Origin of the sequence: Lentzea sokolovensis (genome assembly GCF_033949975.1) — a bacterium.
GTDB classification, from domain to species: domain Bacteria; phylum Actinomycetota; class Actinomycetes; order Mycobacteriales; family Pseudonocardiaceae; genus Lentzea; species Lentzea sokolovensis.
In genome coordinates this window covers 14,784-27,745 of sequence record NZ_JAXAVU010000013.1, presented here as the reverse complement: position 1 = coordinate 27,745, position 12,962 = coordinate 14,784, and the positions used below count along the sequence as shown (strand labels likewise).

The window sequence follows — 12,962 nt, the reverse complement described above, 5'->3', positions numbered from 1 at the left end:
TCTAACGGCCTGCTAACCGCCCACCACCCGGACGTGCGCTTCGTGATCGTTCCACCTGCCCGGTGCTGGGCTTTCAGTCGCGGCACGGTGGGGCGAAGTCGAGATCGCCGAAGTACTGCTCCCACTCCTCGCGGCTCATCCGCGGAATGGCCTGCTCGCAGATCCTGACCGCCGGGTCGCGCGGGTCGGCGTTCCACAGCCGCACCGCCCGGTCCGCACCGCCGGTCACGACCTCGTCGCCCTGGGGCGTCAGGCCGACCGCGGTGACCGGCCCGGCGTGCCCGCGCAGCAGGGCCTGCTCCACCGGTTCGCCGGCACCGAGCCGCCAGAGCCGCACCAGCCCGTCGTCGGTGGCGATCGCGACGTGGTCCGGGCCGAGCCGGGCCGAGGTGACCTCACCGCCGCCGGAGGGGATCCTGGCGCGCAGGACCGGGCCGCGCGGGTCGGTGGTGTTCCAGAGGTGCACGGCCGTGCGGGCGGTGGTCATCAGGTGCTCGGCGCCGGCGAACTGGGCGGTGCCGGCGAACTCCCTGGTCAGCGACAGGAGCTTGACGTCGCGCGGGTCGGTGACGTCGACCAGGTGCACGGCGCGACCGGTGGTGACGGCGGCGAGGACCTGGCCGTCCGGGCGGAACGACAGGCCCGCCAGCGGCCCCAGGCCGAGCTGGGCCGTGGTGAGGAGCCGCGGGCGTTCGCGGCGCAGGTCCGTCCAGAAGCTCAGGGTGCCGGCCTCGTCGGTGGTGACGAGAGTGGTGCCCTGCCAGGCGATCGCGATGGCACGCACGGGAAGCACGGGCAGTTCGCGTGGTTTGCCGAGGGAGACGTCGACGACGTGCACGGTGCCGTCGTCGCCGGCGGACGCCATCAGGCCGCCGGTCGAGTCCATCGCGAGGGCGGTGACGGCGCCGGAGTGCCGGGTGGCGTCGTAGGAGGCGCGCGGTGCCGGAAGGTCGGCCAGGCCCGTCAGCACGACGGTGCCGTCGCGGTGCCCGGTCGCGACCTGCTGCAGGGTCGGCCCGACCGCGAGCGCGGTGACCTCGGACTGGGCCTCGCGCAGCACCTGGGAGGGCACGTCCTCCTGCCGCAAACCGTTGCGCGCCTGAGGTAACGGCACGAGCTGATAGGCGGCGAGCGCGACCTGCTGGGCCAGGGCGGGATTCGTGGAACGCAGGGCGGCGGCCTCGCTCACGGCCCTCAGGACGGCGGCGTTGGCACGTTGCTCGTCGGCGGCTTTGCCCGCCTGCAGGGCGAAGGCGGTCGAACTGGCGGCGACGACCACGAGTGCCGCCAGCGCGGCGAGCAGCTGACGCTGGCGGCGGGTGCGTCTTCGTGCACTTGCCGAGACCTCCTGTTCCGCGGCCAGGCTCGCGGCGAGGAAGGCGCGTTCCCCGGCGTTCAGGGAAAGTCCGCCGGGAACGTTCGCCAGGCGGCGTCCCCGCAACAACGCGCCCGCGTCGCGGTCGAGCGACTCCCAGGTCCGCGTGGCGAGCGTGAGTTCGCGCTGTGCCTTGATGTTCTCGCGGTCTTCCTCCACCCAGCCCTGGAACGCGGGCCAGCCGCGGATCAACGCCTCGTGCGCCAGTTCGACGCCGTCGCGGTCGATCACGACGAGCCGCGCCGCCGCCAGCGCGAACAGCACCTCGTCGTCGGCTTCGAGCTCGGCGTGGTCCGCGCGGCGTTTCGTGTCCTCGGCGGTGACGAGCCGCAGCAGGATCCGTTTCGCCTGCTCCCGCCCCGCCGGGGAGAACGCGTCGAAGACCTCCTGCGCGGTGCGGGCGACGGCGTGGTCGAGGCCGCCGACCTCCTCGTAGCCGGCGAGGGTCAGCGTCATGCCGCGCCGGTGCTGCCAGGTCTGCGCGAGCGCGTGCGACAGCAACGGCAACACGGCCGCCTGCCCGACCGCGTCGGCCATGAGCCTCGCCAGCAACGCCGTCTCGACCTTGGCGCCCACGACCGCGGCGGGTTCGGTGATCGCGAGGCGGAGCTCGTCCGGCGTCATCGGGCCGAGCAGGAGCTGGGAACCGTCGAGCGCCTCGACCAGTTCGGGGTACCGCGCGCAGTGGCCGTAGTAGTCGGCCCGGACACCGATCACCACCTTCTGGCAACCGGTGAGCGCCGTGACCAGCCACTGGCGGAGCTCTTCGTTGCGGCACAACGTGAACAGCTCTTCGAACTGGTCGACGACCACGAGGTGCCCGTGGTGGTGCTGGAGTTGCCGCGGATCTTCCAGTTCGTCGGCGAGCTCGGTCGCCTCACCGCCGGTGAGCCGGGCGAGCGCGAGAGCGCACTCCTCCACGGGATTCGCGCCGGGAGTGAACAGCAGGACGGGTTCACGGGTGCGAGCGATGAGACCGGCCCGCAGCAACGACGACTTCCCCACACCGGACGGCCCGAACACGCCGGTGAAACGGTTCTTGGTGGCGAGCAGCTCGGCCGTCAACCGCTCCCGCCCGAAGAACCTCGGCGCGTCGCCGGGCTGGAACATCGAGAGCCCGACGTACGGATTGTCCTGCGCCGCATGCGGTTCGGCCTCGGCCACCGCACGCCACCGCCGCGCCCACTCCTCCGGATCGGCGTCACAGGCCTTGGCGTACGCCTTCGTCACCGCGAGACTCGGCAACTTCCGCCCGCCTGCCGCCTCCGACAACGCCGCGGCCGAGTAGTGCGCCCGCCGGCTCAGCTCCCGGTAGGTGGGGCTGCCCGCCCGCTCCCGCAGCCGCCGCAGATCCGCCGCGAACCGCAGGACACCGCTCTCGCCCTCGTCGAGAGGGCGTTCCCGTCTCGGCATCCCGTCATTGTTCAGAGAACTTTGTTCAGCGGCGAACACATGACCGTGAACAACCCGTTCGTCTTAATGTCGAGGCAGACGCAACTACGGGGAAGACCCGGTGCTCGCGCCCCGAACCGGCGCCGGAGTGGCCGTGGGTGGCTCGCGCACGTGCCACCCACGGCTCACGAACTCAGCAGACGGGCACGCGCTCGATGTCCGGGAAGTAGCGCCGCCACTCGTCGTCGCTCAACTCCACAGCCTTCTCCCGGCAAACCCCGTTCCTGACCTTCTCCAGGTCCGTGCTCATGACCCAGACGGACGGCCCGCCGTCGGTCATGCCGAAGGCCTTCTCCCGCTGCCGGTAGCGCAGCAGATCACCCGGACCTGGAAAGCCACCGAACGAGCCCACGGCGACCGCGTCACCTTGCCCGCCCATGTCCCAGACGTCGAAGGTGGACTGACCGAGCGCCGCTATCTGCCGGTCGTCGGCGCTGAAGGCGTACGAGACGATGTCGCCCGGCACCCGCGGCACCGTCGCCCGGACCTGTGCCTGGGCGCCGGACACGTCCCAGACGACGATCCTGGTCGTCTCCTGCACCGCCACCAGGCGCCCGCTGTCGGCGATCTTCATGCCGACGGTGCCGACGGGGACCCGCATCGTCGTCCGGACACGTGGTTCTCCGCGGCTGATGTCCCAGATCTGCACGTCCATGTTCTGGCTGGAGTCATCGCGCACGAGCAAACCGATCTCCTGGCCGTTCGGAGCCATGGCGACGTGCTTCACCCTGTCTCCAGGCAACCGGGTCTCCACGGGCCGTGCCGGATCCCTCAGATCCCAGACCGACGCTCGTCCGAGCCCGTCGCCGCGCAGCGAGATGGTCGTGGCCCCCAGCGTGCCCTCGCGGTTCAGGACGAGGTCGATCGGGCGGTCGGAGCCAGGTAGCGTCGCGAGCTGCTTCGGACGCGCGGGATCGGCGAGGTCCCAGATCCCGGTCTCCCCTGATTCCTCGGTCGTGAAGAGCCTCCGGTCGTCAGCGCTGAGCACGACGCGGACGACCCTGTTCCCCATCGCCGGCAGGGCCTCGCTCGACCTGGTGCCGGGCACGATCCTTGCCGGTCCCGTGCCGTCGGCGGCGATGACCAGCTCACCGTCCACCGACACCGCCAGGAACCCCTGGTTGAGGCCTGGCTTTGCCTGCATCCCCTTCGCCAGCCTGGCGGCGTCCGCGTTGAGCAGCGCGTCGCGCGTCTGCGGACCGGGCGCGACCACGTACGCGGCGAGCGCGATGCGCACAGCCTGCCGCGGACTGGCCGGGATCAGTCGCATGACCTCCGCGACGGCACGGCCGATCAGCGCGTCGTTGCGCTGCCGTGTCGCTTCTCGTGTCTTGGTCACCGCGAACACCGCCGTGCCGGCCAGCAACAGCACCAGGACCGAGAGGACGCTGATGACGGCGCGAGCCCGGCGGGCACGGTGACGTCCGGCGACCTGGCTCGCGGCGAGGAAGTCACGCTCGGGTCCGGTCAGCCCGGTGGCGTCCAACTCGGCTGCCTGAGCCAGCCGCGCGCCCTGGTAGAGGAGGTCGCGGTCGCCGCCCCACTCCTTCGCCGCCTCGGTCAGCTGGTGGTGAACGCGCAGGGTCTCGCGGTCTTCCGCGATCCAGTCGCGCAGTCGCGGCCAGGAACGGATCAACGCTTCGTGCGTGAGTTCGGCGTGCTGCTCGGTAAGCGTGACCAGGCGGGCGTTCGCCAGGTGCTCCAGGACCTCGGCGTCGAGATCCTCGCGGTTCGCGCGGCGTTTGGTGTCCTCGGTGCCGTCGCCGAGCGCGATCAGCCGCAGGAAGGTGCGACGGGTGGTCTGCCGCTGTTCCTCGGTGAGCTGCCCGTACGCGGCCTCGGCGGTGCGGGCGATGGCGTGCTCGACGCCGCCCGCCTCCTCGTAACCGACGAGAGAGAGGGTCATGCCCCGGCGGCGGTGCCAGGTCTCGACGAGGGCGTGCTGCACGAGCGGCAGGGCGGCCACCTGACCCGTGACGTCGGCGACCAGGCGGGTGACCAGCGCGGACTCGACGGTGGCGCCGACGCGCAGGGCAGGTTCGACGATGGCGCGGCGCAGTTCGTCGGCGGTCAGGGGGCCGACCAGGAGTTGTGCGCCCTCCAAGGCCTCGGCCAATTCGGGGTATCGGCCGACGTGGCCGTAGAAGTCGGCACGGACGCCGATCACCACGTGCGGCGCGCTCATCAGGGCTCGGACGAACCAGTCGCACTGCTCGGGGCTCGCCAGGGTGAACACCTCCTCGAACTGGTCGACGACCAGGACGAGGTTCTCGTCGTGCTGCCGGATCAGCAGACCGAGCGACGCGGGGTCGGTGAGCTGGCCGCGCAGGACCACCGCCGAGTTCCCGGTCAGCTGGGCGAGGCGGACTGCGCACTCGTCGAGCGGCTGGACGCCAGGGGTGAAGATCAGCGCCTGGCCGAGGCGTGGCAGCAGGCCGGCGCGCAGCAGTGACGACTTGCCGGAGCCGCTCGCGCCGAAGACGCCGACGAACGGGCGTTTCCGGGTGAGTTCCACCAGCTTCGCGGTGAGCTTCTCGCGGCCGTGGAAGCGGTCGGCGTCTTCTTTTTGGAACGCCTTCAATCCCACGTACGGGGCTTCCGCTGTCGGTTCCGGTGGCGCGGCGATGTCGCGCCAGCGCTGTTCCCACTGCTGCGGATCGCCACCGCACGCCGTGACGTAAGCGAGAGTGACCGCGAGACTCGGAAGTTTCTTGCCGCCGGCGGCGTCGGAAAGCGTCGCGGCCGAGTAATGCGCGCGTGAAGCGAGCGCGCGATAGGACGGTTTGCCCGCCTTCTCGCGGAGTTTCCTCAGGTCGGCGGCGAACTGGCCGAGTTCGGTGTCTTCGCAGTCCAGCGGACGTTCGGTGCGTGGCATGCCGGTCTCCCCCTGAGACTGATTGTCCACACCTTGTTGTTCAAAGCGCACTTCCGACCCCTTACAACGTCGTCGCCATAGCGTTTCCGTCGCAAGGTGAATGAGGGTTCACCGCAGTTCGTCCCTCCGGCTCTGGGGGCCGGAGGGACGAGCGGGGTTCAGATTCTGATCAGAGACCGACGAGCTTGTAGAGGCCGCCGACTTCCTGGCGGTTCAGCACCCGCATCGAACCGGGACGCTGGTTGCCGAGCGACACCTCGCCGACGGCGACGCGGACCAGCGACTGCACCGGGTAACCGGCGGTCTCCATGAGGCGGCGGACGATGTGCTTGCGGCCCTCGTGCAGCACGATCTCGACCAGCGCCTTGCCGGGCACGGCGCTGATGAGCTTGAAGGAGTCGACCTTGACCGGCCCGTCCTCCAGTTCGATGCCCGCCTTGAGCTTCTTGTTGAGACCCTTCTCGACCGGGCCGGGGACCTCGGCGAGGTAGGTCTTCTTGACGTTGTAGCTCGGGTGCATCAGCCGGTGCGCGAGCTCGCCGTCGTTCGTGAGCAGCAGCAGGCCCTCGGTCTCGGCGTCGAGGCGGCCGACGTGGAACAGCCGCTCCTTGCGGCTGCGCACCAGGTCGCCGACGCACGGGCGGCCCAGGTCGTCCTCCATCGTGGAGAGCATCCCGTACGGCTTGTTGAGCGCGATCGTGACGACGTCCTCGCGGATCTGCACCCGCAGTCCGTCGACGTGCACGACCGCCGTCTCGGGGTCGATCCGCCGCCCCTGCTCGGTGACGACCTTGCCGTCGACCTGCACGCGCCCCTGCTCGATCAGTTCTTCGGAAGCGCGGCGCGAGGCGACCCCCGCCTGCGCGAGCACCTTCTGCAGGCGCACGCCCTCGTTGTCAGACATCGTCGATCGCATCCACTTCGGGCAGGAGCGGGGCGATTGGTGGCAGGTCGGCAAGTGACGACAGCCCCAACCGCTCCAGGAACAGTTCGGTCGTGCGGTACAGGATCCCACCCGTGTCGCTGTCGGTGCCCGTCTCCTCGATGAGCCCCCGTGCGACCAGGGTCCGGATCACGCCGTCCACGTTGACGCCGCGAACCGCCGCGATCCGCGCCCGCGTGACAGGCTGCCGGTAGGCGATCACCGCGAGCGTCTCGAGGGCCGCGCGGGTGAGTTTCGCACGCTGACCGTCGAGCAGCAGCTTCTCCACGAACGGGGCGAACCGGTCCCGCGTGTAGAACCGCCAGCCGTCCCCCGCCCTGCGCAGGTCGATGCCACTGCCGGACTCGGTGTACCGAGCAGCCAGTCTACGGAGTGCCGCCTTGATTCGCTTAACCGGCTGCTCAAGGGCACTGCTGAGCTGGTCTTCCGCGATCGGGCTGTCCACCACGAGCAGGACCGACTCGAGCGCGGCCTCGAAGACCGCGTCGTCGGTCAGGTCGGGCAGGCCGCTGTCCTCGATCGCCTCCTCGGGGGCGGCGGCGAGGAGTTGGGCCTCGAGGGCGGTGGCGTCTTCGGCGTCGGCCGGGTCTGCCTCGGGCTCGGGCTCGGAGGCTTCGGGCTCGTCCAGCACAACGGCTGCGGGAGCGGCGTCGTCGAGAGCGGCGTCAGGCTCGGGCTCGGCGACCTCAGGCTCCGCCGCCTCGGGCTCGCCCCCGTCGAACGCCGGCCCCGGCTTCTCGATCTCCGCCGCGTCCGGCCCCACCAGTGGCTCGCTCATCCGCCGTAGTCCTCATCCTCGTGGCCGGCGTGCACCTGCGCCTGCGCGTCGTCCAACGTCCCGCCGACCCACGTCACCTGCAGCGGCCCGAGCGGGTCCTCCTGCTCGAAGGCCAGCGACTTCTCCCGGTACAGCTCCAGCAGCGCGAGGAACCGCGCCACGATCTCCATGGTCTCGGTGCAGTCGGCGACGATCTCCGAGAACGACGCGGTGCCCTTCTCGATCAGAATCGCGCGCAGAACGTCCGCGGTCTCGCGGATCGACACGCGGTGCTGGTGGATGTGGTCGACCGACAGCGTGCGCTTCTGCTTCGGGCGGAAGGAGGAGGCCGCGATCAGCGCGAACTTGTGGGGCGTGACGCCGAGCATCACCTCGGGCAGCAGGCCCTCGAAGCGCGGTTCGAGCGACACCGAGCGCGGGTAGCGCCGGAACGCACCCTGCTCCAGTTCCGCGAACAGGGCCGCGACCTGCTTGTAGGCGCGGTACTGCAGAAGGCGGGCGAACAGCAGGTCGCGCGCTTCCAGCAGGGCCAGGTCGTCCTCGTCCTCGACGTCACCGGTGGGCAGCAGCCGGGCGGCCTTCAGGTCCAGCAGCGTGGCCGCGATGACCAGGAACTCGGTGGTCTCGTCGAGGTCCCACTTGTCGCCCATGCCGCGCAGGTGCGCGATGAAGTCGTCGGTGACCGTGTGCAGGGCCACCTCGGTCACGTCGAGCGTGTGCTGGGAGATCAGCTGCAGCAGCAGGTCGAACGGACCTTCGAAGTTCGTGAGCCTGACCTTGAACTTGCCATCGTCCGGAGCGGCAACCTCGGCAGGGGCTTCCTCGGTCACTGCTCGCGCAACCTGCGTACCAGCAACGACGCGTCACCGTGCATCTCGAGGTCGTCCAGCACGATGGCGATCGCCTCACGCACCACACGGCCGCGGTCGACGGCCAGCGAGTGCGAGCCGCGCAGCACGAGCCGCGCCTGCTCCAGGGCCAGCAGTTCCTCGTCGGACACGTAGACCGTGATCTTCGTGGTGTGCTTGGTGCGGCCGGAACCACGGCGCTGCTGCGGCGTGACCTCGTCCGAGGAGACCTCGGGCGCGGGCGCGGCAGAGGTCAGCCGGAACAGTTCCGCGGCCCCCGGCAGTGAAGGGCGACGGTTCACCGGGCGATCACCTCGCGAGCCAGGCCGCGGTACGCGTTGGCACCGGCCGAGCGCGGCGCCCAGCGGGTGATCGGCTCACCGGCCACGGTGGTCTCCGGGAAGCGCACCGTGCGGTTGATGACCGAGTCGAACACGATCTCGCCGAACGCCTCCACGACGCGTGCCATGACCTCACGCGAGTGCAGCGTGCGCGGGTCGTACATCGTGGCGAGGATGCCGGTGATGTCGAGCTTGGGGTTCAAGCGTTCCTTGACCTTCTCGATGGTGTCGATGAGCAGCGCCACCCCGCGCAGCGAGAAGAACTCGCACTCCAGCGGGATCAGCACACCGTCCGCGGCCGCGAGGGCGTTCACCGTGAGCAGGCCGAGCGAGGGCTGGCAGTCGACCAGCACGTAGTCGTAGTGGTCGATGACGGGACGAAGGGTGCGCACGAGGGTGTGTTCGCGACCCACCTCCGACACCAGCTGGATCTCGGCCGCCGACAGGTCGATGTTGCTCGGCAGCAGGTCCATGTCCTCGATCATGGTCTTGCGGATGACGTCGGGAACGGCGGTGTCGTTCTCCATGATGACGTTGTAGATCGTGGTTTCCAGCTGGTGCGGGTGCACGCCGAGGCCCACCGAGAGCGCGCCCTGCGGGTCGAAGTCGACGAGCAGCACACGCCGGCCGTACTCGGCCAGCGCCGCGCCCAGGTTGATGGTCGTCGTCGTCTTGCCGACGCCACCCTTCTGGTTGCAGACGGCCAGGATCTTCGCCGGACCGTGGTGCAGCAACGCCGGCGGATCGGGGATGTGACGACGCGGTCTGCCCGTCGGGCCGATGCCGTCGACCTGCTCCGTGGCGACGTCGTCCACCGGCGCGGCGTGCGGAGCCAGGCTCAGATCGGCACGGGGCGCGAAAGCGTGCTCCGGTGTCGACATGGCTGGCGATCCCTCACTGGTCGTAGTCGTCTCTCCGGGCGCAGCCTAGGCCGCACCCGTGCGAGCGGCAACGCGCCTCGCCGGGCTTGTCAAGACTTGATTAGACAGTGACATCCGTTCGTGTTCGCCGATCGGCGGCTGAGAGCACCACGTCCAGCAGGCCTGGGAACAGATGATCCAGGTCATCGCGGCGCAGTGACACCCACCGTTGATTACCGCGGCAGCGTGTTCGCGTGATGCCCGCTTCGCGCAATACCCGCAGATGCTGGGAAAGGGTCGACTTCGCTACGTCGACCTCGAAAGCCCCGCACAGCCTCTCGCCGCTCAACTGGATCTGGCGCACGACCGCGAGCCTTGTCGGGTCACTCAGCGCGTGCAGCACGGCGGCTAGATCAATGGCCTGTGGGGACGGCTCGTCCAAGTTCGGCACCTGCCCACCGTACCCGTGGAAGCCTCATGTTCCAGTGGCTCGAGGGTGTGCAGTTGCGTAGACCTCCCTCAAAGTCGTAACGGTTACCAGTGTGTACACCTGAGTGGTCGTAACCGATGCGTGCCCAAGGAGTTCTTGCACCACCCGAACGTCAGCACCCCCTTCGAGCAGATGGGTGGCAAACGAATGCCGCAACGTGTGAGGGGACACCACAGCCGTGATTCCGGCTTGCTCCGCAGCGGTCTTCAGAACGGTCCACGCGCTCTGCCGGGAGAGCCTTCCGCCACGTGCATTCAAGAACAATGCAGGTGTGCCACGCCCCTTCGCCGCCAACGCGGGACGCGCCCGAACCAGGTAGGCGTCGACCGCCGCCAACGCCGGCCGCCCGACCGGAACCAGCCGCTGTTTCCCTCCCTTCCCGTCCAGCAGCACCGTCCGCTCGGAAGCGTCGATGTCGTCCACGTCCAGCCCGACCACCTCGGAAATTCGCGCTCCCGTCGAGTACAGCAGCTCCAGCAGCGCTTTGTCCCTGAGGTTTCCCACAGTTTCGAGGAGGGTGAGAACCTCATTGATCGGTAAAGCCTTCGGCAGCCTCTTCGGTGGCGACGGTGGATGAACGGCCCGTGCAACGTCTTGCGGCACAACACCTTCACGGTGCGCGAAGCGGTGCAACCCGCGCACGGCAACCAACGTCCGTGCGGCAGAAGACGCCGCAAGTCCGCTCTCGCGCAGCACGGCAAGGAACTCACTCACCTGAAGCTCCGTCACCGCGCCCAAATCCGTGACACCCAGGGACTCCAGGTGTTCGGTGTAGCGGCGCAGGTCACGGGTGTAGGAGTCGAGCGTGTTGCGGGCGGTGCCGCGTTCCACGGCGAGGTGGTCGAGATAGGTCGCCACCAACTCAGCAATCACGCCAGCCCTTCCAACACGATCTCCCCATCACGCGCGTTGACCCCCTTGGCGAGCGCCGGGTCATCCGCGACAGCACGATCGAAACCCTTGTCCGCCAACGCGATGACGTACGGCAGCGTCACGTTCGTGAGCGCGTACGTCGACGTGTTCGGCACGGCACCAGGCATGTTCGCGACGCAGTAGAACACGGAATCGTGCACACGGTACGTCGGCGCGTCGTGCGTCGTCGGCCGCGTGTCCTCGAAACACCCGCCCTGATCCACCGCGATGTCCACGAGCACGCTGCCGGAGCGCATCCGCGACACCAGGTCGTTGCTGACGAGCTTCGGCGCCTTCGCACCGGGCACCAGCACGGCACCGACGACGAGATCCGCCCAGCGGCAGGCCTTCTCGACCTCGTAGGCGTTCGACGCGATCGTCTGCAGGTGCCCGCGGTAGGTGAAGTCGATCTGCCGCAACCGGTTGACGTTGTTGTCCAGCACGATCACCTCGGCCTGCATGCCGACGGCCATCGTCGCCGCGTTCATCCCCGCCACACCCGCGCCGATCACCGCGACCTTGCCCGCCGCGACACCGGGAGCACCGCCCAGCAGCACACCGCGCCCGCCCTGGGCCCGTTCCAGGCAGTGCGCGCCGACCTGGGCGGCCATCCGCCCGGCGATCTCGCTCATCGGCGCCAGCAACGGCAAGGACCCGTCCGCGAGCTGCACGGTCTCGTAGGCGATGGCCGTGATGCCGGACGACGCGATCGCCTCGGTGCACGACGGCGACGCCGCCAGGTGCAGGTAGGTGAACAGCACCTGGTCGCGGCGCATGCGGTGGTACTCGGGCTCGATCGGCTCCTTGACCTTCAGAACCAGGTCCGCCTGCCCCCACACCTCGTCAGCGGAAGCGGCGATCCGCGCACCGGCGGCCACGTACTCGTGATCGGGGAACGACGAGCCCGCGCCGGCGTCGCGCTCGACGACGACGGAGTGCCCGCGACGCGCCAGTTCGACCACTCCGGCCGGTGTGATCGCGACGCGGTACTCGTGGTTCTTGATCTCCTTTGGGACACCGACCAGCATCGTCGCAGCGTATTCCCGATATCGATCTGCTGCATCGGATAACGTGGCCAGCCGTGTCAGAAGCATTCGGGCCTGAACAGCAGCGCATCGGCAACCAGCAGCGCGAAGAGGCGATCACCGCGCTCAACGACCACTTCGCGATGGCGCGGCTCGACATCGGCGAGTACCAGGAACGCGTGAACCGCGCGTCCGGCGCGCAGAGCTACGTCGAGCTCGCGGAGCTGTTCCGCGACCTGCCGCAGCCCCACCCGCCGTTCCTCGCGCCGCCCTCGGTGCCGTTCACCGCCGTGCCCCCGCCGCCGCCCGGCTACGCGCCGCAGCCCACTCAGCCGTACTACCCGCCGCCCACGGGCCCGCAGCCGCAGTACGCGGTCCCGCCGCCCGGCATGGTTCCCCACGGCGTGGGTTACGACCCCGGCGCCCCGTGGGGCCGCGACCCGTACACGGGCGTGCCGTACTCGGAGAAGTCGAAGATCGCCGCGGGCCTGCTCCAGCTGTTCCTCGGCAACTTCGGCATCGGCCGGTTCTACATGGGGGACACCGGAATCGCGGTCGCCCAGCTGCTGACGTGCGGTGGCTGCGGCATCTGGTCGCTGATCGACGGCGTGCTCATCCTGATCAACGGCGGCACCGACGCGGAAGGACGCCCGCTGAAGGGCTAGACGCCGGCGATGTTGCGGCCCACGCCCCACACGAGCATGACGGCGAGAGCGGCGAACCCGACCGATGCCGGTACCGGTCGCCGTTCTCCCTTCCAGCGGCTCACCGTCCAGCGCGTAAAGAGCCAGGCCATCAGCGGCACGCCGAGCACGAGCAGCACGGCGTTGAAATGCCACGCGGCCACCACGTCGCCGTGCAGCAGCGCGTGCACCATGCGCGTGATCCCGCAGCCAGGGCAGTCGAGCCCGGTGAGCGCCTTGAAGGGGCACTTGGGCAACAGGTTGCCCGGCTGGTTCGGGTCGACGAACAGCAAAAGCACGGCACCCGCGGCGCCGGCCGCGAGCACGCTGAGGGGTCCCCTCATCCGTGAGAGAGAACCCTTCAGCGTCTGCATCAGCCC

12 protein-coding genes are annotated in these 12,962 nt (G+C 69.5%); 1 reads left to right on the top strand and 11 read right to left on the bottom strand.

Features of this window, described 5'->3' with window-relative positions; genetic code table 11:
- Positions 1-73: 73 nt before the first annotated feature.
- The 10 genes from SK854_RS31290 to ald form a co-directional block, all read right to left on the bottom strand.
- The gene (locus SK854_RS31290) at positions 74-2,788 is read right to left on the bottom strand and encodes an nSTAND1 domain-containing NTPase (RefSeq protein WP_319978718.1); all 2,715 of its coding nucleotides are present in this window, start codon (positions 2,786-2,788) and stop codon (positions 74-76) included.
- A gap of 172 nt (positions 2,789-2,960) precedes the next feature.
- Entirely contained in the window at positions 2,961-5,702 is a 2,742-nt protein-coding gene (locus tag SK854_RS31285; protein ID WP_319978716.1) for an nSTAND1 domain-containing NTPase, read from the bottom strand.
- Positions 5,703-5,871: 169 nt separating this feature from the next.
- The gene (locus SK854_RS31280; protein WP_319978715.1) at positions 5,872-6,606 is read right to left on the bottom strand and encodes a pseudouridine synthase; all 735 of its coding nucleotides are present in this window, start codon (positions 6,604-6,606) and stop codon (positions 5,872-5,874) included.
- On the bottom strand, positions 6,599-7,423 hold the full coding sequence (scpB, locus tag SK854_RS31275) for an SMC-Scp complex subunit ScpB (RefSeq protein ID WP_319978714.1): 825 nt from the start codon (positions 7,421-7,423) through the stop codon (positions 6,599-6,601). Before scpB ends, SK854_RS31280 begins: the two co-directional genes overlap by 8 nt.
- Entirely contained in the window at positions 7,420-8,253 is an 834-nt protein-coding gene (locus tag SK854_RS31270) for a segregation and condensation protein A (protein WP_319978713.1), read from the bottom strand. The genes scpB and SK854_RS31270 overlap by 4 nt, the downstream gene beginning before the upstream one ends.
- Positions 8,250-8,573, bottom strand: coding sequence for a hypothetical protein (locus SK854_RS31265; RefSeq protein ID WP_319978712.1), 324 nt, complete (start codon positions 8,571-8,573; stop codon positions 8,250-8,252). Before SK854_RS31265 ends, SK854_RS31270 begins: the two co-directional genes overlap by 4 nt.
- Positions 8,570-9,493, bottom strand: a complete 924-nt coding sequence (locus tag SK854_RS31260; RefSeq protein WP_319978711.1) for a ParA family protein — start codon at positions 9,491-9,493, stop codon at positions 8,570-8,572. The genes SK854_RS31265 and SK854_RS31260 overlap by 4 nt, the downstream gene beginning before the upstream one ends.
- Before the next feature lie 100 nt (positions 9,494-9,593).
- Positions 9,594-9,923: an ArsR/SmtB family transcription factor gene (locus SK854_RS31255; RefSeq protein ID WP_319978710.1), complete on the bottom strand. Its 330-nt coding sequence runs from the start codon at positions 9,921-9,923 to the stop codon at positions 9,594-9,596.
- A gap of 24 nt (positions 9,924-9,947) precedes the next feature.
- Positions 9,948-10,823 carry a site-specific tyrosine recombinase XerD gene (gene xerD, locus SK854_RS31250; protein ID WP_455032267.1) on the bottom strand — a complete coding sequence of 292 codons (876 nt, stop codon included), beginning with the start codon at positions 10,821-10,823 and terminating at the stop codon, positions 9,948-9,950.
- Between the two features lie 8 nt (positions 10,824-10,831).
- Positions 10,832-11,902, bottom strand: coding sequence for an alanine dehydrogenase (ald, locus tag SK854_RS31245; protein ID WP_319978709.1), 1,071 nt, complete (start codon positions 11,900-11,902; stop codon positions 10,832-10,834).
- Positions 11,903-11,955: 53 nt separating this feature from the next.
- Here ald and SK854_RS31240 point away from each other — a divergent pair, with 53 nt between their 5' ends.
- Positions 11,956-12,564, top strand: coding sequence for an NINE protein (locus SK854_RS31240; RefSeq protein WP_319978708.1), 609 nt, complete (start codon positions 11,956-11,958; stop codon positions 12,562-12,564).
- On the opposite strand, the gene SK854_RS31235 is transcribed toward SK854_RS31240, so the two are convergent.
- Positions 12,561-12,926, bottom strand: coding sequence for a DUF2752 domain-containing protein (locus tag SK854_RS31235; protein ID WP_319978707.1), 366 nt, complete (start codon positions 12,924-12,926; stop codon positions 12,561-12,563). The two genes, SK854_RS31240 and SK854_RS31235, sit on opposite strands and share 4 nt — an antisense overlap.
- Positions 12,927-12,962 lie beyond the last annotated feature (36 nt).

What these genes read in the sequence shown, in the direction of transcription:
- SK854_RS31290 (WP_319978718.1), bottom strand. Translation starts at nt 2,788, where the DNA reads ATGCCGAGACGGGAACGCCCTCTCGACGAGGGCGAGAGCGGTGTCCTG.
- ald (WP_319978709.1), bottom strand. Translation starts at nt 11,902, where the DNA reads ATGCTGGTCGGTGTCCCAAAGGAGATCAAGAACCACGAGTACCGCGTC.
- scpB (WP_319978714.1), bottom strand. Translation starts at nt 7,423, where the DNA reads ATGAGCGAGCCACTGGTGGGGCCGGACGCGGCGGAGATCGAGAAGCCG.
- SK854_RS31260 (WP_319978711.1), bottom strand. Translation starts at nt 9,493, where the DNA reads ATGTCGACACCGGAGCACGCTTTCGCGCCCCGTGCCGATCTGAGCCTG.
- SK854_RS31280 (WP_319978715.1), bottom strand. Translation starts at nt 6,606, where the DNA reads ATGTCTGACAACGAGGGCGTGCGCCTGCAGAAGGTGCTCGCGCAGGCG.
- SK854_RS31285 (WP_319978716.1), bottom strand. Translation starts at nt 5,702, where the DNA reads ATGCCACGCACCGAACGTCCGCTGGACTGCGAAGACACCGAACTCGGC.
- SK854_RS31235 (WP_319978707.1), bottom strand. Translation starts at nt 12,926, where the DNA reads ATGAGGGGACCCCTCAGCGTGCTCGCGGCCGGCGCCGCGGGTGCCGTG.